The 21,613-nt window shown below is 68.1% G+C and carries 16 protein-coding genes and 1 riboswitch; of the genes, 9 read left to right on the forward strand and 7 right to left on the reverse strand.

Annotated features, from left to right (window positions below; genetic code table 11):
* Positions 1-7: 7 nt before the first annotated feature.
* The 4 genes from tagH to tssM are packed head-to-tail and all read left to right on the forward strand — an operon-like array spanning position 8 to position 7,892.
* Positions 8-1,522, forward strand: a complete 1,515-nt coding sequence (tagH, locus tag NHH73_15375; GenBank protein ID USX24010.1) for a type VI secretion system-associated FHA domain protein TagH — start codon at positions 8-10, stop codon at positions 1,520-1,522.
* Positions 1,523-1,561: 39 nt separating this feature from the next.
* Positions 1,562-2,893 (forward strand): type VI secretion system baseplate subunit TssK, encoded by a 1,332-nt coding sequence (tssK, locus tag NHH73_15380; protein ID USX24011.1) that lies wholly within the window; start codon positions 1,562-1,564, stop codon positions 2,891-2,893.
* Between the two features lie 6 nt (positions 2,894-2,899).
* Positions 2,900-4,285 carry a type IVB secretion system protein IcmH/DotU gene (gene icmH / locus NHH73_15385; GenBank protein ID USX24012.1) on the forward strand — a complete coding sequence of 462 codons (1,386 nt, stop codon included), beginning with the start codon at positions 2,900-2,902 and terminating at the stop codon, positions 4,283-4,285.
* Positions 4,286-4,331: 46 nt separating this feature from the next.
* Positions 4,332-7,892: a type VI secretion system membrane subunit TssM gene (gene tssM / locus NHH73_15390; protein ID USX24013.1), complete on the forward strand. Its 3,561-nt coding sequence runs from the start codon at positions 4,332-4,334 to the stop codon at positions 7,890-7,892.
* 100 nt (positions 7,893-7,992) lie between these two features.
* On the opposite strand, the gene NHH73_15395 is transcribed toward tssM, so the two are convergent.
* Both NHH73_15395 and NHH73_15400 read right to left on the reverse strand, forming a co-directional pair.
* The gene (locus tag NHH73_15395; protein ID USX24014.1) at positions 7,993-9,171 is read right to left on the reverse strand and encodes a GAF domain-containing protein; all 1,179 of its coding nucleotides are present in this window, start codon (positions 9,169-9,171) and stop codon (positions 7,993-7,995) included.
* A complete protein-coding gene (locus tag NHH73_15400) occupies positions 9,168-10,238 on the reverse strand; it encodes a serine/threonine protein kinase (GenBank protein ID USX24015.1) in 1,071 nt (356 codons plus the stop codon). Before NHH73_15400 ends, NHH73_15395 begins: the two co-directional genes overlap by 4 nt.
* 88 nt (positions 10,239-10,326) lie before the next feature.
* Between NHH73_15400 and tagF the strand changes: the two genes are divergently transcribed.
* Entirely contained in the window at positions 10,327-11,034 is a 708-nt protein-coding gene (gene tagF / locus NHH73_15405; GenBank protein ID USX24016.1) for a type VI secretion system-associated protein TagF, read from the forward strand.
* Between the two features lie 38 nt (positions 11,035-11,072).
* Here tagF and NHH73_15410 read toward each other — a convergent pair whose 3' ends face one another.
* The 3 genes from NHH73_15410 to NHH73_15420 are packed head-to-tail and all read right to left on the reverse strand — an operon-like array spanning position 11,073 to position 14,285.
* Positions 11,073-11,894, reverse strand: a complete 822-nt coding sequence (locus tag NHH73_15410; GenBank protein USX24017.1) for a protein phosphatase 2C domain-containing protein — start codon at positions 11,892-11,894, stop codon at positions 11,073-11,075.
* Complete coding sequence (locus tag NHH73_15415) at positions 11,891-13,399, reverse strand: serine/threonine protein kinase (protein ID USX24018.1); 1,509 nt, start codon at positions 13,397-13,399, stop codon at positions 11,891-11,893. The genes NHH73_15410 and NHH73_15415 overlap by 4 nt, the downstream gene beginning before the upstream one ends.
* Before the next feature lie 7 nt (positions 13,400-13,406).
* On the reverse strand, positions 13,407-14,285 hold the full coding sequence (locus NHH73_15420) for a DUF3365 domain-containing protein (GenBank protein USX24019.1): 879 nt from the start codon (positions 14,283-14,285) through the stop codon (positions 13,407-13,409).
* Positions 14,286-14,638: 353 nt separating this feature from the next.
* On the opposite strand from NHH73_15420, the gene NHH73_15425 reads away from it, so the two are divergent.
* The 3 genes from NHH73_15425 to NHH73_15435 all read left to right on the forward strand — a co-directional run bounded on the left by NHH73_15425 (position 14,639) and on the right by NHH73_15435 (position 18,752).
* Positions 14,639-16,588 carry a sensor histidine kinase gene (locus NHH73_15425; protein USX24020.1) on the forward strand — a complete coding sequence of 650 codons (1,950 nt, stop codon included), beginning with the start codon at positions 14,639-14,641 and terminating at the stop codon, positions 16,586-16,588.
* A gap of 8 nt (positions 16,589-16,596) precedes the next feature.
* Positions 16,597-17,295: a response regulator transcription factor gene (locus NHH73_15430; protein ID USX24021.1), complete on the forward strand. Its 699-nt coding sequence runs from the start codon at positions 16,597-16,599 to the stop codon at positions 17,293-17,295.
* Positions 17,296-17,396: 101 nt separating this feature from the next.
* A complete protein-coding gene (locus NHH73_15435) occupies positions 17,397-18,752 on the forward strand; it encodes a 3-oxoacyl-ACP reductase (protein ID USX24022.1) in 1,356 nt (451 codons plus the stop codon).
* Positions 18,753-18,790: 38 nt separating this feature from the next.
* On the opposite strand, the gene NHH73_15440 is transcribed toward NHH73_15435, so the two are convergent.
* Together NHH73_15440 and NHH73_15445 are read right to left on the reverse strand one after the other, a co-directional pair.
* Complete coding sequence (locus tag NHH73_15440; GenBank protein ID USX24023.1) at positions 18,791-19,324, reverse strand: ankyrin repeat domain-containing protein; 534 nt, start codon at positions 19,322-19,324, stop codon at positions 18,791-18,793.
* A 153-nt stretch (positions 19,325-19,477) separates the two neighbouring features.
* Positions 19,478-20,389 carry a LysR family transcriptional regulator gene (locus NHH73_15445; protein ID USX24024.1) on the reverse strand — a complete coding sequence of 304 codons (912 nt, stop codon included), beginning with the start codon at positions 20,387-20,389 and terminating at the stop codon, positions 19,478-19,480.
* Positions 20,390-20,490: 101 nt separating this feature from the next.
* Between NHH73_15445 and NHH73_15450 the strand changes: the two genes are divergently transcribed.
* On the forward strand, positions 20,491-21,261 hold the full coding sequence (locus NHH73_15450) for a glucose 1-dehydrogenase (protein USX24025.1): 771 nt from the start codon (positions 20,491-20,493) through the stop codon (positions 21,259-21,261).
* 129 nt (positions 21,262-21,390) lie between these two features.
* Positions 21,391-21,491: riboswitch (glycine riboswitch) on the forward strand.
* Positions 21,492-21,613 lie beyond the last annotated feature (122 nt).

Consider the following 21,613-nt stretch of genomic DNA (forward strand, 5'->3'; position numbering starts at 1 on the left):
TTAACCGATGATGCTGACCCTGAATGTACTCACGTATCGCAACCAGCCAACGCCATATGCGCTGGCGGGGCGCTTTTCCGACGCGGGCGGCGCCTTGGGGCGGGGACCCGACAACCTGCTGGTGCTCGACGATCCGGGCAAATACATCTCGCGCACGCACGCGCGGGTGAGTTGCCGCGACGGCACGTATTTTCTGGAGGACGTCGGCAGCAATCCCAGCGTGGTCAACGACCGCCCGCTGGGCAAGGGCCGCGAGATCATGCTGGCCGACGGCGACCGTATCGTCATCGGCGACTATCAGCTCGAGGCGCGCGTGGTCGCCGCAGCGCCGGCCTTGCCCTGGCTGCCGCCGGCGCCGTTGAACGATCCGGCGCTGCCGTTGTTCGAGCCGCCCCCGGTTGCCGCGCCGGTGCCGCAGCCGGCGCTGGAATCGCCGTCCGTCGTCGCCGCGCCCGCGTACCAAGGCGCGCCCTTCGATGCCCTAGCCGGGGCGCGCATCCTCGATGTCGCTCCCGCCGACGGAGGCGCACTGGCCATCGATGATCCGCTAGGACTGAACCTGTTCGCGGCGCCCCCGCCGACGCCGGTCGTGCCGGGTGATTTCGGACTCAATCTGGCGACGCAATACCGCGCAGCCGAGAGCGATCATGTGTCGCCCGAGCTGGTGCCGTTCCGTATGCCGGCGGCCGATACGCCGAAGCCTGCGGCAAGCGGCTTCGCGATTCCGCATGATTACGATCCGTTGGCGGACTTTTTGCCGCCCGTGCTCGCGCCCGCGCCCACGCCACCGGAACCTGCGGCGCCTCCGCCATCGCCCGAGAGCGAGCCGGTAGCCGTGCGCGCCGAGCTTATACAACCCGTGACCACGCCGCAAGCTTCGGCAGCCATCGCTCCAGCGACAAAACCGGCATCCTCCCCGGCCGCCAGCGACAGCGAGATACTCCAAGCGCTGCTGCGCGGCCTGGGCTTGCCCGATTTGCAGCTCAACCGCTCCGGCGTGCAGGTGGCCGAAACCGTCGGTGCGATGCTGCGCGAGGCGACCACCGGCACCATGGATGTGCTGATGGCGCGCGCGCTGACCAAGAAGGAGAGCCGCATCGACATGACGATGATCTCCGTCAGCGCCAACAACCCGCTCAAGTTCTTCCCCAATCCGGACAGCGCGCTGACGCAGATGCTGACCAACACCATGGCCGGCTACATGCCGCCGGTGCAGGCGATCCGCGGCGCCTACGACGATTTGAAGGCGCACGAACTGGCCGTCATCGCCGGCATGCGCGCGGCGCTGGCGGCGGTGCTGCAGCGCTTCGATCCGGCGCGCATCGAAAGCCGCCTCGCCGCGCCGAGCGTGATGGACAAGATGCTAGCCGCGCACCGCAAGGCCAAGCTGTGGGATCGCCTGGTGGTGCTGTACGGCGAGATCGCGCGCGAGGCCGACGACGATCTGCAGCGCCTGTACGGCGAAAAATTCTCGGAGGCGTACGAAGAGCAGGTCGCGCGCCTGCGCCAGGCACGCAAATAGACGCGGCTTCCACAATCAATGAGCAATCGATGAGGCATCATGGCTTGGAAAAATAAAGTGGTCTGGTCGGAGGGTATGCTGCTGCAGCCGCAGCACCTGCAGCAGCACGACCGTTACTGGCAAAGCCAGCTCGAGGCGCGGGTGGCCGCGTTGACGCCATACGGCTACGGCTTCGCCGACCTGCGGCTCGACGAGCAGCAACTGGCGCTGGGCAAGCTGTCGTTGCTGTCCTGCCGAGCGGTGCTGCCCGACGGTACGCCGTTCGATTTGCCGGCCGAGGACGATCTGCCGCTTCCGCTCGACGTGCCGGCCGACGCCCGCAACGTACTGGTGGTGCTGGCGTTGCCGTTGCGCCGGCACGGCGTGGCCGAAGTGGGCAACCAGGACGGCCCGGACAACTTCGCCCGCCACCGCGTGGACGACTACGAGGTCTGGGACAGCAACGGCCTGGATAACAGCGCGCTGATGCAGGTCGGTAAGCTGCGCCTGCGCCTCGCGCTGGAGAGTGAAGTCGCCAACGCTTACGCGACACTGGGCATCGCCCGCATCGTCGAGCGGCGCGCCGACAACCGCGTGGTGCTCGATCCCGAATATTGTCCGCCATGCCTGGACTTCCGCGCCGCGCCGCGCCTGGCCGGTTTCGCCGACGAATTGGTCGGCCTGCTGCACCAGCGTGGCGACGCGCTCGCCGCACGCCTTTCGCAGCCTGGTGCCAGCGGCGCTGCAGAAATCGCCGACTTCCTGCTGCTGCAATTGCTGAACCGCGCCGAGCCTCAGTTCACGCACCTCGCCGGCGCCACCGGAGTGCATCCGGAGCGGTTGTATAGCGCGATGCTGCAACTGGCCGGCGAGCTGGCTACCTTTACCGAGGCGGGCAAGCGCGCGGCGGCGTATGCGCAGTATCGTCATGACCATCTGGCCGAGAGCTTTTCGCCGGTGATCGCCGATCTGCGCCGCGCCTTGTCGACCGTGATGGACGCGCAGGCCGTGGCGATCCCGCTCGAGGAGCGCCAGTTCGGCATCCGCGTGGCAGTGTTGCCGGACAAGGAGCTGCTGCGCGCGGCTTCGTTCGTGCTGGCGGTGAACGCGCAGATGCCGGCCGAGATGGTGCGCAACGCCTTCCCGGCACAGGTCAAGATCGGCTCCGTGGAGAAGATCCGCGACCTGGTCAACCTTCAGCTGCCGGGCATCGGCCTGCGCGCCTTGCCGGTGGCGCCGCGCCAACTGCCGTTTTACGCCGGCCACACCTATTTTGAACTGGATCGTAGCAGCGAGTACTTCCAGCACCTCGCCAACTCGGCCGGCTTCGCGCTACACGTGGCAGGCGATTTCCCGGGATTGCAGATGCAGTTCTGGGCCATCAGAAGGTAGGCGGGCGTGAGCGCGCAAGATCCCCGCGACCCCAACCCGGACCCTGACGCCACGATGATGGTGCCGCGCCCGGGCGGACGCCGGCCCGCGTCGACGGCGACGACGGCGACGGCGCCAGTCGAAACCACTGCTGTCACGCCCATAGCGGCGACGCCGCAGCCGGCCGCGCCAAGCTTTGCGGCGGTATCGCCGCCGTCGCCGTCCGCAGCGACGGTTCCCGTGTCGCTCGGCGGCGGACTCAATCCGCTGGTGCGCGCCGCCAATCCCTTGCTCGACCTGGTGGTCCCGCTACGCACCACGGCGCAGCCACCCGATTTACAGCAGTTGCGCGAACGTCTGGCGCAGGCGCTCAAAACCTTTGAAGTCGAGGCCCGCGCGGGTGGTGTCGATAGCGAAGCCATGGCCGCCGCGCGCTATGCGCTTTGCACGCTGCTCGATGAAACCATCGCCAGCACTGCCTGGGGCAGCGGGGTGTGGAACACGCGCAGCCTGCTGGTGGCCTTCCATAATGAGGCGTCCGGCGGCGAGAAGGTGTTCCTGATCCTGCAAAGGCTAAGCCAGAATCCCGCCGCCAACCTCGATCTGCTGGAATTGATGTATCTGTGCCTGGCTCTTGGCCTGGAAGGCCGCTACCGCATGCTGGAACAGGGCCAGGCGCAACTGGCGACGCTGCGCGAACGCCTGCTGCAGCTGATCCGCCAGCACCGTGGCAGCTATGAGGCCGACCTGTCGCCATCCTGGCGCGGCGAGACCATGCGCGCCACGTCGCCGCTGCGTCGGGTCCCGCTATGGGTGCTGGTCGCCGCCGCCGCCGTGGTCCTGCTGATCGTGCAACTGGTCTGCGGCGTCCTGCTGAACCGCGCGTCCGACCCTGTATTTGCCGAATTGTCGGCTATCCGCGTGCTGCGCACCACACCGGCGCCACCGCGCGCGCCGCCGCCGGCCGCGCCGCCCCGCATTGCCGGCTTCCTGACACCGGAAATCGCCCAAGGCCTGGTGAGCGTGCGCGAGACGGCGGAACGTTGCGTCATCACCGTGCGCGGCGACGGCATGTTCGGCTCCGGCAGCGCCGAGGTGCGCGACACGGTGTCGCCACTGCTGGCGCGCATCGGCGAGGCACTGAACACACTGCCGGGCAAGGTGGTCGTCATTGGCCACACCGACAACACCAAGCCGGGGCTGTCGGCGCGCCTGCCGTCCAACTATGACCTGTCCAAGGCGCGCGCCGCCGGCGTGATGACGGCGCTGGCGGGGCGCGCTGGCCCGGTGTCGCGCTACACCGCCGAGGGACGTGGCGATACCGAGCCGCTGGTCGCAAACGACAGTCCGATCAACCGCGCGCGCAACCGCCGGGTGGACATCGTCGTGTTGACACCGGCGCCTGCGCCATGACGGTCAAAACATTGACAACTTTTGTGGGCCGCCCGGGCGGAAGATTATGAAACGACTATTCTCCTGGCTGATGAAGCGCTGGGTGCTGTCCCTGCTCGGCGTGCTGCTGGTGTCCCTGCTGGTGTGGTTCGAGGGGCCGCTGTTCGCCTTCGACGGCAATGCGCCGCTGGAGCCGGCCGGCGCGCGCTGGTTCATCATCTTGTTGTTGCTGTCCATCTGGGCTGCCTACTTCCTCTGGAAGTTGATCGCCGCCAGGCTGGCCAACCGGCGCTTGATGGCCAGCCTCGCGCCGCCGGAGGAAAACAAGGCCGGCGACACCACGCAGCCGCCGGAAGCGCTGCGCGAACAGGCCTTGCTGGCGACGCGCATGCGCCAGGCGATGGACGCCCTGCGCAAGGCCGCGCCGGGCAAGAAGCAGTGGAACGGCCAGTATCTATACCAGCTGCCGTGGTATATGTTCGTCGGCGCGCCGGGCAGCGGCAAGACCACCACCTTGCTGCACTCCGGATTGCAGTTTCCGTTGGCCGACACCCTGGGGCCCGGCGCGATCGGCGGCGTGGGCGGCACGCGCCATTGCGACTGGTGGTTCACCGACGAGGCGGTGCTGCTGGACACGGCGGGCCGCTACACCACCCAGGACAGCGACGGCGCGCTCGACCAGGCCGGCTGGAGCGGCTTTCTCGGTCTGCTCAAAAAGCACCGGCCACGGCGTCCGATCAATGGCGTCATCGTCGCGCTGAGCGTGGCCGATCTTTTGCAGCAGGGGCCCGCCGGACGGCAGTCGCAGGCGCTGGCGATCCGCGCCCGCATCAAGGAGTTGCATGAGCGCCTGGGCAGCAGCTTCCCGATCTATGTCACCGTCACCAAATGCGATCTGCTGGCCGGCTTCGTCGAGTTTTTCGATGGCCTTGGCCGGGAAGAACGCGCACAGGTCTGGGGCATGACGTTTGCGGCGGGTGTGGAGGACCAAACCGGCCGTGCCCTGGCCAGTTTCCCGCAGCGTTTCCAGGCGCTGGAGCGGCAATTGCAGGTGCGTGTGCTCGAACGCGTGCAGCATGAGCGCGACTTGCAGCGGCGCGCGCTGGTCTACCGCTTCCCGCAGCAGTTCGCCGCCATCGGCGAGGTGTTGGGCGGCTTTCTCAACGAGGTGTTCCAGTCGACGCGCTTCGAGCAGGCGGCCCTGCTGCGCGGTGTGTACTTCACCAGCGGCACGCAGGAGGGCAGTCCGATCGACCGCGTGATGGTGTCGCTGGCGTCGGCGTTCGGACTCGATCGCAAGGTGCTGGCGCCCAACGCGGCCAGCGGCCGCAGTTATTTCATCACCAATCTGCTGCGGGAATTGATGTTCAAGGAGGCCGGGCTGGCCGGCACCGACCGTGACTTCGAGCGCCGTCGCCGGCGCCTGCGCTGGCTGGCCGGCGGACTGGCGGGCGTGCTGCTGGTGTTGACGGCCGCCGGCCTGGCCACCAGCTATGTGCGCAACCAGCGCTATGTCGACGAGATGGCGGTGCGCGCGGCACAACTGGAGAAAATGGCGCAATCGGCGCCGCCGCAGGGCAGTGTGGTGGCGCTGCTGCCGCTGTTGCACGCGGCGCGCGATCTGCCGGGCGGCTATGCCCAGCGCGGCGACGGCGTGCCGCTGCTGAACCGTTTTGGGCTCAATCAGGCCGACAAGCTCGGGGCGGGCGCCCGTACCGTCTACCTGCGCCTGCTGCGCGCCACGCTGCTGCCGCGCGTCGCCAGCCGTCTCGAAGATGTGCTGCGCCGCGGCGACGCCAACAACCAGGAACTGCTGTACGAAACCTTGCGGGTCTACCTGATGCTGGGCCAGCCGAGTCACCTGGATGCCGAGTCGGTGCAGGCCTGGCTGGGCTTCGACTGGAGCCGCAACCTGCCCGACGCCGGCGCCGAGCAGCGCGACCAGCTGGCGGCCCACGTCGCCGCGATGCTTGATGCCGATGGCGCCGACAGTGCCGAGCCGCCCGTGCTCGATGCCGCGCTGATCGCCCAGACGCGACTGACCCTGGCGATGATGCCATTGCCGCAGCGCGTCTACAACCGGATCAAACGACAGGTGGCGCAGGCGCGCCTGCCGGAGTTCAGCGTCAATCGGGCGGCGGGACGCGACGTCTCGCCGCTGCTGGCGCGCGGCAGCGGCGAGCCGCTCACGCGCGGCATCCCCGGTGTGTACAGCGTCGCCGGTTACCGCGAGCTGCTCAAACAGCTGCCGCAGGCCATGCTCGATATCGCCAAGGACAGCTGGGTGCTGGACCGGCGCGAGGCCGAGGGCGCGCTGGCGGCCGCCGGCGGCGAGCAAATGCGCGCGGCGGTGCTGCAGCTGTACTACGCCGACTACATCCGGCAATGGGACGGCTTGCTGGCCGATGTGCGCATCGTGCCATTTTCGAGCCTTGAGCAGGGCGCGCGTGTCACCAACGCGCTGGCGTTGCCCGATTCGCCGCTGCGGGCCCTGTTGCAGGCGGCCGCGCGCGAGACCCGGCTCGATGGCGCCGGCGCCAAGCCGACGGCCGCCGCGCTCGACGAAGCGGTGCGCGGCAAACTGGCCGCCGCGCGCCGCAAGCTCGAATCGGCGCTGGGCGCCGAGGATACGCCGCCGCCCGAGGCCAAGGCGGCCAATCCGGTCGACCAGCATTTTGAGGCGCTGCACAAGCTGGTCGGCGCCCCGGGCGCGGCCGGCCCGGCGCCGCTCGATGCGTTGCTGGCGATGCTGAAGGACGCGTCGCAGTACTTCGATGCCGCCGATGGCGCGCGCCGGGCGGGAACGCCGCCGCCGCCGGCCGATGTCATGCAGCGCCTCAAGCGCGAGGCCGACGGCAAGCCGGCGCCGCTGGGCGGCATGCTGAAAAATATCGACAGCGCCGGCGCCGGCCTCACCGTGGGCGGCGAGCGGGCGCGCTTGCAATCGCTGTGGAACGCGGACGGCGGACCGTTCTGCCAGGATGCCATCGCCGGCCGTTATCCGCTGGCGCGCGGCGCGGCCAAGGAGGTGACGCCGGACGATTTCGGGCGGTTTTTTGGTCCGGGTGGGGTGATGGATGATTTCTTCGCCAAGAATTTGGCGGCCCAGGTGGATATGGGCGGGGCGCAGTGGAAATGGCGCGATGGCGGCGCGGCGGCGGGATTGCCGCAGGAGGTGCTGAACCAGTTCCAGCGCGCGGCGCGGGTGCGGGAAACGTTTTTTGTCGCGGGCGGGCGGCAGCCGTCGCTGCGGTTCGAGCTGGCGGCGCTGGGCGCGGATGCGGCGTTTAGCAAGATCAGTTTTGATATCGATGGTCAGCCGGTGTTGTACGCCGCCGGCGCGGTGGGGCGGCCGGTGCCTGTTTCGCTTCCGAGTGGTAAGGCCGGAGGGCAGATGCACCTGGAGGCGACGCCGGCGTTGAAGGCGGATTTGCGTAGCGATGGGCCTTGGGCATGGTTTCGCATGCTCGACAAGGGCGTGCTGGAGCCGAGCGCGCAGGGGGAGCGGTACAAACTGACCTTCGACCTTGAGGGCCGCAAGGTTGTGTATCAACTGACAGCGAGCAGTGTTGTGAATCCGTTCAGGCGGGAGGCGCTGGAGCAGTTCCGGTGCCCGGCGGGGTGGTGAAGCTTGAGAAAATCTAAAACACGTAGGGCGGATTAGGCGGAACGCCGTAATCCGCCATCTTTGAGCCGCCGACGGCGCGTGCATGGCGGATTACGCTTCGCTAATCCGCCCTACGTGTTTCAGAAAGAAGCACGCCGCTCACCTGAAAGCGTATTTCGCCAGGGGCGTCCCCGGGCGTCGTTTCGATGTGCAACTGGCGGATGCCGTGTCGGTGCGCCTGCTGCGCGAGGCCGGCCACCACTTCGGCCAAGTCGGCCGGCATCGGCGCCGGCGCCACCGGCGGCTCGTCGCCAAAAAACTGCTCCACCATCGAGCCGAATTCGCGCCGCGTGGTCACGCACCATACAGGCCGCACGCCGGGAAAGGCGCGGGCGACGGCGCCGTCGGCGCGCGCCTGGTCCGGATCGACCGCGAGCACGAACAGGCCGTTGCCGCCGTCGACGATGGGCATCCATTGTTGCCGCAGCACGTCGGCGCGCTGGAACTGCTCCAGCAGCCGCACCGGGCGCCGGTGGGCGCGGTCGAAGGTGAAGTAGGGCATGGAGTAGAAGTCGGCCAGCGCCCGTCCCACCAGCACTGTCTTGATGCCGAAGTCGTCGATCAGCACATCCTCGATGTCGCGCCCGGCGACGGTCAGCCGCATTGCCTGGTCGAGTTGGGCGCGCGACAACAACGCTTCCGGGATCAGCGCGGCGAAGCGTCCGCGCTCGCGCCGCGCGGCCTTGCCGCCGCCTCCATTGGCGAACGCGCCCGCCAGCAGGCGCGCCAGCTCGCGCACGCCGTCTTCGATCAGTGGCGGGAACGGCCCGCCGTGGCGGTTGTTGATCAGCTGGACCACGCCCAGCACGGCGCCGCCGCCGTCGACGATGGGCGCGACCAGCATTTCGCGTGTGCGGTAGCCGGTGCGCCGGTCCACACCCAACTGAAAACGCAGCGCCGGAGCGTGGCTGCGCAGCTCCTCCTCGTCGTAGACATCGCGCAGGTTCAGCGTGCGCCCGGACAGCGCCGCGTAGCCGGCGATGCTGTCGGCCGAAATCGGCAATTTGAGCTGCTTGAACGACGCCAGGCCGGTCTTGAGCTTGGACACCAGGCTGGCCTTGTCCTCGCCCAGCGCGTAGATGCTCAGGCGGTCCGCGCCAAACAGCTCGCAGATGCCGGCCGACAGGTTGAGCATGATGTCGTCGATGTCGCCGGTGGCGCCGATACTGTCGCCGACACTGCGCAGTTGCGGCAAGAAGGCGGCGCGGCGCGCGGCGTCGTCGGTGGGTCCTGCGCTCATGGCGAGCGTCCCCGCGGTGGCGCCACGATGGTGGCGTCGGCGTCATTGGCTTGCGTCGCCAGTAGCGTGGCCTCAAGGTCGGTGCGTGGCGTCGTCGGCGCCGTCGGCGGCGTTGCCTCGGGCCGGTCGCGCGCCGGCGGCGCCTCCACCGTCTGGTCCTCGTCCGGCGCCGTCAGGAAGGGGTTGACGCCGTGCAGGCGCGGCGGAATGGTGGCGTTGGCGGCGATGCGCTCGCCGTTGAGCGCGCGCTGCAGGTCTTCGCGGAAGGCGCGGGCGTCCGGGTAGCGGTCGTGCGGGCGTTTGGCCAGCGCGCGCAGCACGATGCGGTCGAAAACCGGATCGAGCGCGGGACTGAGCATGCTTGGCAACACGGGCTGTTCGTGCAGGATGTTCTGCTGCAGCGCGAACAGGCCCTGGCCGCGAAACGGTTTTTGCGCTGTCAGGAACTGGTACAGGATGATGCCGACGGCGAAAATGTCCGAGCTCGGACCGGCGCCCTGGCCGGCGATCTGCTCTGGCGACATGTAGCTGGGAGTGCCGACCAGCGTGCCGACTTCGTCGACCGCCGCGCTTTCCAGGCAGGCCACGCCGAAGTCGGTGAGCTTTACGCGCAGCTGGGCGCCGAGCATGATGTTGGCGGGCTTGATGTCGCGGTGGATCACACCGTTCTGGTGCGCGTAGGCCACCGCGTCGAGCAGCTCGCACGTCATGCGCACCGCGTCGGCCAAGGTGAATTCGAGCGAAAAGGACTGGTTCTCGTCGAAGTAGTCGCCCAGCTCCTCGCCGGCGATCAGCTCCATCACAAGGTAGGCGATGCCGTTTTCCTCGCCGAAGTCGTACACGGTGACGATGTTCGGATGGTTCAGGCGCGCCACCGCACGCGCCTCCCGCACGAAGCGCTCCGAATAGTCGGCACGCTGTTCGGCGTCGAGGTGGGTGGTTTCGACGACCTTGATGGCGACGCGCCGGTTCAGCTTTGGATCGAGGCCCAGGTACACCAGGCCCATGGCGCCGCGCCCGAGCAAGCGTTGTAGTTCATACCGGCCAAGTTGCTTTAATTCGTTCATGGACGTTGCCCTATCGGGTATAGTGGTCGGGACCAAACCAAGCGGTTTGCCACATGGGCCGCGGCGTTTCAACCATCAACGGGGCATCATGGCTTGGGAAAATAATGTAGAGCGTACGGGCTTCTTCGGCAAGGTCACCAGCCATGGCGACTTCGTCACGCGCCGGCTGGCGCCGGAGTTCCAGCAGCCCTGGGACGCCTGGTTGCAAGCGGGACTTCAACACAGCAAGGCGGCGCTGGGCACCGGCTGGCTGGCCACTTATCTCAGTAGTCCGATCTGGCGCTTCGCGCTGGCGCCGGGCGTATGCGGCGTGCAGGCGCAGGCCGGCCTGCTGATGCCCAGCGTGGACCGGGTCGGGCGCCATTTTCCGCTGACGCTGGCGCGCGCGCTCGATACCGCCACGCCGCTGGCCGATTGCGTGACGGCGCATCATCGCTGGTATGCGGAACTGGAGTCGCTGGCGCTGTCGTCGCTGGAGGAAGACTTTTCGCTCGATGCGTTCGACGCCGCCGTCGAGGCGCTGGCGCCACCACCGGCATTGGCCGGGGCGCCGGGGACCACGGTGGTTGCGCTGGACGGTATCGCGCCGCCCGCGCTCGCGCAGACGCGGGCCGATGGCGGCGGCGTGGTCGCGGCCATCGCCGCCGCCGCGCTGTCGGGACACTGCCTGTGGTGGACCGACGGCTCGCCCCAGGTGGCGCCTTGCCTGGTTCTCAGCCGCGGCCTGCCGCCCGCCGGCGCCTTCGCGGCGCTGCTCGATGGCGACTGGCGCGGCCACGGCTGGCCCGGCGCCTGACGGATGGCCACTGATATTGTGCATGACGGTGATGACGTTCATGGCGGGCAGCAGGTGAGCAGCACGGTGACGTTGTCACGCCCGCCGTAACGCGTGGCCAGCGCGATCAGGCGCGCGCAGTCGGCATCGAGCGTGGCGGCGCTGGCGCCGGCCAGCACCTGTTCGATTTCCCCGTGCGGCACGGCGCCGTGCAAGCCGTCGCTGCACAGCATCAGCACATCGCCCGGGCGCACCACCTGCGAGCGCACCTCCGGCGACACCCGTTGCGACGGTCCCACCGCCTGCAGCAGCAGGTTCCTGGCCGGCAGGTTGTCGAACATGCCCGAGTCGAGCGCTTGCTGGTACAAGGTCTGGTCGCGCGTCAGCTGTTCGAGCCGGCCGCCGCGCTGGAGGTACAAGCGGCTGTCGCCAACGTTGAACAGCACCAGCGCGACCGCTCCGGGCGGATACCAGTAGCCGCACAAGGTGGTGCCCATGCCGCCGCCGTCGGCGCAGTTGCGCTCCAGGTTGCGGGCGTACAGCGCGTGGTTGGCGGCGTCGATGGCGTCGTGCAGCAAGGCCACCGCGCGCATATCGAGGTCCGACCACGTCGCGTCGGCGTCGGCGCTGTCGAACGGCGTTCCCTGGCCGCCGTGCCGGCGCAGATAGTCGCGCAGCGCCGTCAGCGCGCCGGCGCTGGCCACTTCGCCGGCCTGGTGGCCGCCCATGCCGTCGGCGACCATCGCCAGACCCAGTTCGGCGTCGATCAGGAAGTTGTCCTCGTTGCTGTCGCGTACCGGGCCGATGTCGGTGGCGCCCAGCGCCACGCCGATCGCCATCCGGTGCGGCCGGGTGTCTGACAGTGGCGTCCGCGCGCTCATGCCGCGACGCCGTTCGCGGCGAGGAAGCGGGCACGCTCGGACGGCGTTTCGATATGCGCGGCCACCAGGCGCAGGAAATCGTCGCGGTCGACGGTCTCCCGGGATGCCCGTCTGACCACCACCCTGGCGATCGGACCGATGATCGCCGTGAGCGTTTGCGCCGTGGCGTCGACGAAGGCCGCGTCGAAGGCGACCGGCGGAACGATCGCCGAGCGGCCTGCCGCAGCGCCGGTGCCGCCGCCGGTTCCGATGCCCATTGTCGCAGCCGTGCGCAATCCCGCCGACGATGCGCCGGCGCCCATGGTGGCACGCGAGCTGCCGGTCCCGGTGCCGCTGGCGGCAAGCTTGCGCTTCACCAGCGTCACGCCTTGCTGGAATTCGACTTTGCCCAGCTCGGACGGGATGTGCAGCAGCAGCAGGTCGCACAGCTCGTCGATGCCGTCCGCCCTGGTCGCGACTTTCTTGAGCAGGAATTTCGCCATCGGCCCGATCTGGCGCGACAGGATGGTTTCCAGCTCGGGAAAGGCTTCCAGCTTCCATGGGGTCATCGTGGGGCTGCCCGTGCCCGTGCCCGTGCTCCCGTCGCCGCCGGGCACAGACACCGGCGGCGGGACCCAGTTGGCGCGCACGTCGGAGGCCAGCACCGTGCGGTCGGCATCGGCCAGCGCTGCGGCGTCCGGGGAGGCGGCGCCGGCGCGCCCCAGGGCGGACAGGTCGTCGAGAAAAGCGCGCGCCGAAGGATAGCGCTCGTCCGGCGCCTTGGCCATGGCCCGTTCGACGAGACGGTCGTAGCCTGTGCCGAGCGTCGCCACCAGTTGCGACGGCGGCGCCGGTATCTCATTGAGAATCTGCTGCATCACGATGGTGGGCGAGCCGACGAACGGCCGCACCCCCGTCAGCAGCTGGTACAGCAGCACCCCGGCCGAGAACACGTCGGAGCGGCCGTCCACGGTCTCGCCGCGAAACTGCTCGGGCGACATGTAGCTGGGCGTGCCGATCATCGATCCGGTCTGCGTCAGCGTCGACGATTCGATGCGCGCCACGCCAAAGTCGCCCACCTTGACCTGGGCGCTGGACGTGATCAGCAGGTTGGCCGGCTTGATGTCGCGATGGACCACGCCGCGCGCGTGCGCATAGTCGAGCGCCAGCAGCAGGTCGCCCATCCAGGCGTCCACGCGCGCCAGCGCGGTGGGCTGGCCGGCGACCATCAAGGTATTGAGCGGCGTGCCGTCGACGAATTCCATGGCGATGTAGGCGGCGTCGGCGTCCTCGCCGTACTCGTACACGCTGACGATGTTGGGATGCTGCAGGCGCCCGGCGGCCTGCGCCTCGTTCTTGAAACGGCTGATCAGCTCGGCCTGACGGGTGTCGCCGAACAACTCCTTGCGGATCGTCTTGAGCGCGACCACCCGCTCGATGTGCGGATCGAAGGCCTTGTAGACCACCCCCATGGCGCCCTTGCCGAGGGTGGCGTCGATCCGGTATTTCCCCAATTGCGCAAGCATGTCGCGCTTACTCTTCGAGCATTTTCATCGCGCTCGCCAGGCTGGTGCGCATGCGGCCGAAGGAGCGCGCCAGCACCGACAATTCGTCGCTGCCCTTGACGTCGAGCTCCCCGGCGCTGAACTCGCCCATGCTGACCTGGTCGGCCAGGCACGACATCTGCGTGATGCGGCGCGTGACGAACAGGTGCACCATCACGTTGAGGGCGATGAACAGGAACACGAAGATGCCCAGCATCGACACCATGTAACTGCGCAGCATGACGCTGGCGCGGCGCAGCGGCACCTCCATCGGCACCGACACCACCTGGGCGCCGATGATCTCCATGTGCTTCCAGCCGAAGCCGTTGTTGCGGCCGTAAATGTCGAGCATGGTCTTGGGGGCGTTGTCGGGCACGCTGTGGCAGCGCAGGCAGGCCGCGTTGGTGATCTGTAGCGGCCGCGCCACATACAGCGCCGGGCCGATCGGCGTGCCGCGCTCGCCCACCATTTCCTTCAGCTCCGGTTTGGCGCGCAAGGTGTTGACGACGTCGGCCTCCCAGTCGGAGGCGCGGTCGCGCAGGTTGGTCGGGTTCAGCGTCGCTTCCTTGTAGCTGAAATCCGGGTAGGACTTGAGCAGATGGTTCAGGTGCTCGGTGGCGGCGTACGAGGGGATCGACTGCGGCAGGAATTCGTACTTGAGCTGCATGTCGAGCAGCGGGGCGATCTGGCCCGAGGTGTAGCTGCGCGCGGCGGTGGCCGCTTGCATCAGCACGCGGGCGCTTTCCAGCGTCTCTTCGCGCGCGTTTTGCTGCAGCAAGTGGTTGGTGACGGCGCTGGCGGCGCCGAAGCCGATCGCGAAAATGGTGAGAAAGACGATATTGAATTTCGCGGCGAGCGACAGTTTCATGGTGAGGGCCTCGTTGACATCGACCACTCTACCTCTGAAGCGCCAACCGCGCTGTCACCAGAATTGGGGACAGACCGCGATGTTTAAATTGTGGACATTAATGTTACGATTAAGAATAACATTAATATTTTTTTAATAGTCACTTTTGCCCGGCGTGCAAGCGCTGTTCGAGGCGAACGGGGACTGGGGTCTTTTCATCGGGCGGGGCCAGATTGTATCCACGCACAGCACTATCGCGGCCGCCTCGCCGACGCATCGCCATGCCGCCAGGCAGGCTGGCGGCTTGCCTCTGCATGCTGCTTTTGGGCATGGCCGGTGCCTGCGCCGGGCCCCTGCACCTGACGAAAGCCGAGATGCAGGAAGTCGCAGGCGAGCGCCCCACGCCGGCCGCGGACAAGGTCGACAGCGCCACGTTGCCGGCGGCCTGGCGCACCGTGACGCTGCCCTACGCCCACCCGTCGGACGTGCTCGGCCAAGCGCGCGCGGCGCAGGCCGCCAGCGGCGCCAGCGCGCACGACACGCCCGATGCCCCGAGCCCCCCCAGCGCCGCAGGCCGCTTGAACGTATCTGGCGCCCCCATCGTCACCACCTGGTTCCGCCTGACCTTGCCGGCCGCCGAATCCGGCGCGGGGCGGATGCTGTACTCGGCGCGGGTCAAGGCCTACGGCCCGATCGCCGTCTACGTCGATGGCCGGCTGCGCCACCAACGCCAGCTCGACGGGCCGACCTGGTACTGGCCGCCATTGTGGCTGGAACTGGGCGGCGACCCGCGCAGCACGCCGCCGCGCGAGATCCTGTTCCGCATTCAGCACCCGCCCAGCAGCCGCGCGGCGCTCGCCTCGGTGTGGCTGGGAACGACCGACGATATCGGCTGGCGCTACCACGGACGGCAGTGGCTGCAATTGTATCTGCCGCTCATGTGCATCGGCGCCTTCGTCGCCGTCGGCGTGTTTTCCGCCTTTGTCTGGCTGTGGCGCGGCGTCGGCCTGGGCTACGGGCTGTTCACCTTGCTGGCGGCGGCCCAGTTCACGCGCTCGCTGAGCTTTTTCTGCGAGGCGCGGCTGGACAACGACTGGTTCGCCTGGCTCATGCTCAATTCGCTGTTCTGGATGCTGACGCTGGTGCACGCGTTCCAGGAGATGGTGCACGGGCAACGCCAGCGCTGGCTGAGCCGCAGCTTGCTGGCGGTCAACCTGTTTGTCGCCGTGTGCTCGTCGCCGTCGTTGGCGGGCTGGAACACGCCGCTGGTCACGCCGCTGATCTACCTGCTCGCCATCGTGGCCGGCAGCGCCATCACCGTTGCCGGCGTACGGGCGTCATGGCGCCGTTCGCCGGACGCCATGCTGATGTCGGTCGGCGTCGGCCTTTGCGTGTTGTACGGTCTTAACGATTGGGCGCTGCAAAGCAATTTCCTCGGGCCGGAGCACTGGTATCTGGGACCGTATATCAATCTGCAAAATTTCGGCATGCTGTGCTACCTGATGTACCGCCGTTATATCGGCGCGCTGGCGCATGTCGAGCAGAGCAACCTGCAACTGGCGTCGCGCCTGCGCGAGCGCGAGGCCGAGCTGGCATTGAGCTACCAGCGCCTCATCGAGATCGAGCACAGGCAAACGCTCGCCGGCGAACGCCTGCGCCTGATGCAGGACATGCACGACGGCCTCGGCTCGTCGTTGCAAAGCGCGCTGTGGGCGGTCGAGCGCGGCCAGCTCGAGGAGAACGCCATCCCCGACATCCTGCGCGCCTGCATCGACGACCTGCACCTGACGATCGACTCGCTCGAGCCGGTCGAGGCCGATTTGCTGCTGTTGCTGGCGACCTTGCGCTACCGGCTGGGCGAGCGCCTGCGACTGGCCGGCATGCGCCTGCACTGGGCCGTGGCCGACGTGCCGCCGCTCGAATGGATCGATCCGCGCACCGCGCTGCACATCCTGCGCATCTTGCAGGAAGCGTTGAGCAATATCGTCAAGCACACCAACGCCACTGAAATCCGTGTCGCCACCGCGTTCGACGACGACGGCGTGACGGTGTCGATCGCCGACAACGGTCCCGGCTTCGATCTGGCGGCGGCGCGGCAGCGCGGCGGCAAGGGCTTGCTGAACCAACAGCGCCGCGCCGCCGCCATCGGCGGCGCCATCGATTGGGAGACGGTCGTCGGCGGCGGCACCCGCGTGCTGCTGTGGCTGCCGCTAACGCAACCGCAACCCCAGCCGCAGCCGCAGCCGCTCTCGCAACCGCAACCGGCACTGCCAACGCACTCGCAACCGACCCTGGCGCCGCCGCGGGTCGCCACACTCCACTGAGACAACCCATGATGACCACCACTTCGATCCACCCCATCCGCGTCGGTATCGTCGAGGACGATATGGACTTCCTGCATGCGCTGGAGGGGACCGTGGCCGGCGCGGCCGACATGGTGCTGGCGGCGGCCGCCAGCACGCGCCATGCCGGGCTGCAAATGCTCGACGGACGGGCCTGCGACGTGCTGGTGGTGGACCTGGGCCTGCCGGACGGTTCCGGCATCGATGTCATCGGCGCGGCCGCGTCCCACTGGCCCGATTGCGCGGTCATGGTCAGCACCAATTTCGGCGACGAACTGCATGTGATGCGCGCGATCGAGGCCGGCGCCGCCGGGTATCTGCTCAAGCACACCAAGCCGGGCGGCCTGGCCGACGAGATCCGCAGCATTTTTCAGGGGGGCAGCCCGATCAGCCCGATCATCGCCCGGCAAATGCTGACCCGTTTCCGCCACCTGCCGCCGGTGCGGCAGGCGCTGGCCAGGAGCGCGGCGGACGCCGACACGCAACCGTTGCGCACCCAGTTGTCGCCCCGCGAGCAGCAGGTGCTGGAGCTGATCACCAAGGGCTTCACCACGGAGGAGATCGCCGGCTTGATGGCGGTGTCGAGCCACACCGTGCTGACCTTCATCCGGCGCACCTACCGCAAGCTCAAGGTCAACTCGCGCGCCGAGGCGATCTACGAGGCCAAAATGCTCGGCTTGCTCGACTGAGGCCGGGCCGGCGTCACGCGGGTGGACGGCAAGCCGGGCTGGAACGACTCGAGCGGCCGATGCGGGCATAATGCGGTGTTACCCGCACCGAAGAGAATCATATGTCCGATTTGTTAATGCGCTTGAACGGCAACCCGATCACCGGCGCCATCGCCAGGGCCATCGGCCTGCCGAACCCGGTGCCGCTGTCGCGCGAGGCGGGACCGTATGTGGACCGGCCGTTCGATGGCAAACGCGTTTTGTTGTGCCGGACGGCCGGCGGCTATGCGGCCGAGGCGATGGCGGCGGCTTTTGCCCGCGCCGGCACGGCGGCGTTGGGCGCTTCGGCCGCCGGCGCCGGGCCGCTCGATATCGTCGCGATGGACGCCACCGGTTGCGTGGCGCCGCAGGACTATCGGGCGTTGTATGACGGCTTGCATCCCGTCGTGCGGCGGCTGGTTCGCAATGGCCGGGTGCTGATACTGGCGGCCGATCCCGGCGCTGCGGCCACGCCGGCCGCCGCCGCCGTTGCCCGTGGCGTTGAAGGATTTGTGCGCTCGCTGGCAAAGGAAATCGGCGCCAAAGGTATTACGGTCAATCTCGGCTATGTGGTGCGCGACGCGCTCGACCGCCTGGACGGCCCGCTGCGGTTCTTTTGCGGCGCCCGCACCACCTACGTGACAGGGCAGGCGTTCCACCTGGCGGCCAACGTGGCTGCGCCCGCCAGCATGTCGTCGACGCAGGCCTTGTCCGGCAAGATCGCGCTGGTGACCGGCGCCGCCAGGGGCATCGGCCTGGCCGTGGTCGAGCGGCTGGCGCAAGAGGGCGCCACCGTCGTCGCGCTCGATGTGCCGGGCGCGGCGGATGCGTTGCACCAGGCCTGCGAGCGCTTCGCCGCCGTGCCCTTCCTCGCCGATATCGCCGCGCCGGACAGCGCCGGGCGTCTTGCCGACTTTTTGCTCGAGCGCTTCGGCGGCGTCGACGTCGTGGTCCACAACGCCGGCATCACGCGCGACCGCACGCTGGCCAATATGCAGGAGCATTTCTGGGATCTGGTGGTGCAGGTCAACCTGGCCGCCGTGATCGCGATCGACCAGCGCTTGCTGGAGCGGCGCGTGCTGCGCGACGATGGCCGGATTGTCTGCCTGTCGTCGGTCAGCGGCGTGGCGGGCAATTTCGGGCAGACCAACTACGCCGCGTCCAAGGCCGCGCTGATCGGCTATGTCGCCGCCCAGGCGCCGCTGCTGGCGCCGCGCGGCATCTGCATCAACGCCGTGGCGCCCGGCTTCATCGATACGCCGATGACCGACGCCATGCCCATGGTCGTGCGGGAGATCGGCCGGCGCCTCAATGCCGTCAAGCAGAGCGGGCAGCCGCGCGACGTCGCCGAACTGATCGCGTTCCTCAGCACCCCGGCCGCGTTCGGCATCAGCGGCGCGACCCTGCGCGTGTGCGGTCAAGGCCTGATCGGGGCGTGAGGGGCGGGAGGGACGGGTCGGGGTCGCCGCAGCGTGGCTTACAGGTTTTTTTCGGCCAGCAGCGCTGCCGTGTCCTTCGCGCCCATCGTCTGCGCCAGCGAGATCGCCGTCATGCCCCGGCTGTCGACCGCATCGACGGCCGCGCCGCGCTCGATCAACAGCTTGAGGATATCGGTGCGGTTGAACATGGCCGCCATCATCAGCGGCGTCTTGCCGTCCGGGCTGGCGCCTTCGATGTCGGCGCCATGGGCCAGCAGCAGCTCGGCGATGTCCAGATAGCCTTTGTAGGCCACGCCCGCCAGCGGCGTCTGGCCCTGGTCGTTCGGCACGTTCGGGTCGGCGCCGGCTTCGAGCAGCACGCGCGCCGTGTCCAGGTGGCCGTGATAGCAGGCCAGCATGATCAGGCTGTCGCCTTTCTCATTGCGGAAACTGACGGGCAAGCCCTTGGCCACCATGCCGGCCAGACGTTCCGCGTCGCCGCCGCGCACCAGCGTGAACACGCCGCGTATGAACTCCAGGGTTTCCGCATCCATCACCGGGGCGGGCGACGCCGCCTTTTCATTCTCTGCCATGTCTCGCTTTCATCAAGTTATTTCGGGGTAACGATAAGTATGCCTAAGTTCGATTTTAAGCGATGTACGCTGTCGCACGCGCAGGGCAGGCGCGGGGCATGGCGGATCGCGGCGGGCACAACCCGGCGTGCCGATTGCCGGTGCCGTGCCGGGTCAAGCTGATGGCGGGTTGGGGCCGGGGAGGCGGACGAAGTCGATCAGTGCCCGCAGCGCTGCCGGCGTTTGCCGGCGTGACGAGAAGTACAAGTGGAATCCGGGGAAGGGCGCGCACCACTCCTCCAGCATGCGTACCAGCCGCCCGGCGGCCAGATGTTCGGCGACCGTTGTATCGATCGCGCTGGCGACACCCACGCCGGCCAGGGCGGCGTCCACCATCAGTTCCGGCGTACCGAGGATCATCGAGCCCGACGCCTGGACCGTCAGCGGCCGGCCGTCCTTTTCAAATTCCCACCGGCATATGTTACCGCTGGCGACCTCGCGGTAGCCGATGCAATTATGCGCGGTCAAATGGTGCGGCGTGAGTGGCGCCGCGTGGCGCGCCAGGTAGGCCGGCGAGGCGACGATGGCCAAGCGCAGATCCTGCGTGACGCGCACCGCGCTCATGTCCTGTTCCACGCTTTCGCCCAGGCGGATGCCGGCGTCGTAGCCGTCGCGCGCGATATCGACGAAGCCGTCGTTGATCGCCACCTCCAGCGTGATGTCGGGGTAGGCCGCCGCGAAGCCGCCCAGATGTGGCGCCAGCGCCATCTTCGCGCCCAGCAGCGAGGAATTGATGCGCACCGTGCCCTGCGGCCGGTCGCGGAAGCTGTTGACGTCCTCGATGGCGCTGGTGATGCGCGAAAACGCCGGCGCCACCTGGTCCAGCAAGGCTTGGCCGGCCTCGGTCACCGAGACGGAGCGGGTGGTGCGGTTCAGCAGGCGCACGCCCAGGCGTTGCTCCAGCGCGCGCAGCGAGTGGCTCAAGGTCGACGGTGTCAGGTTCAGGGCGGCGGCGGCCTTGCGGAAGCTGCGCGCTTCGGCAACCGCGACAAAGTTGCTCAGTTCGGCGAAATCATTGGCGCGCATATTGGTGGCCGTGGTTCATCAGATTAATGAATATAACACGGCTTATCAACAACAATGCGGCTGCCTATACTGGTTCGCATCTTCTCAACCTAAGGATGGACATGACAACAGCTCAACGATTCGCGGGACGCGCCGTGCTGGTGACCGGTGGCGGCAGCGGCATCGGCCGCGCCGCCGCGCTGGCTTACGCAGGCGAGGGCGCGATGGTGGCCGTCGCCGGCCGCAGGGTGGCCGAGCTGGACGAGACCGTGCGCATGATCGGCGCGGCAGGGGGCCGGGCGCTGGCGATCCGCTGCGATGTCGCAGTCGCCGAAGAAGTGGCGGCGATGGTGGCGCGTGTAATCGCCGAGTTCGGAAGGCTGGACGCGGCGTTCAACAATGCCGGCGTCGAAGGCAAATTCGCGCCGATCGGCGAGCTGTCGGAGAAGGATTTCGACCATGTCGTCGGCATCAACCTCAAAGGCGTCTGGCTGTCGATCAAGCACCAGGCGGCGGCGATGAAGGAGCGGGGCGGCGCCATCGTCAACACCGCGTCGTGGTTGGCCGACCGTTCGGTGGGCGGCTCGTCCGCCTATGCGGCCAGCAAGGGCGCCCTGCTGGCGATGACGCGGGCGCTGGCTGTCGAGCTGGGACCGCAAGGGATCCGCATCAATACGGTCCTGCCGGGCATCATCGCCACGCCGATGTTCGACCGGCTGGGCGGCAACGACGATCTGAGCGCGAGCTTCGCCGCCGCAACGCCGTTGCGCCGCGTCGGCGAACCGGCCGAGGTGGGCGATGTCGCGGTGTGGCTGGCGAGCGACGAGGCGCGCTTCGTCACCGGCCAGAATGTGCTGGTCGACGGCGGCTATACGATCACCGCGATGCCGTAAACGGCTGCTGCTCCGGGGCTAGGGCGTGGCCTGGGGCGGCGGCGCGGCGCCGGCGGCCGGGCGTTCGGCGCAGACGCCGTACAAGGCCGCAATTTTTCAGGTAAGCTATGCCCGTTGTGGCCAAAAGCCACCGCCGTATCGGGAGAGACTGTTCCAGCATCGTGCTGACGGACAGCGCCGAAGGAGCAACCGCCCCGGAAACTCTCAGGCAAAAGGACCGATACAGCACTTTAAACTCTGAAGAGCGGCAGGACTCGGACGTCGTCCACCCGCACCGAAGGAGCAAGCGCTGCCGCCATCGCGGCCCGGCGTGAATCTCTCAGGTCCAGAACAGAGGGGGTGTCTTTGCGCA

This window comes from Oxalobacteraceae bacterium OTU3CINTB1 (genome assembly GCA_024123955.1).
Taxonomy (GTDB): Bacteria; Pseudomonadota; Gammaproteobacteria; order Burkholderiales; family Burkholderiaceae_D; genus Rugamonas.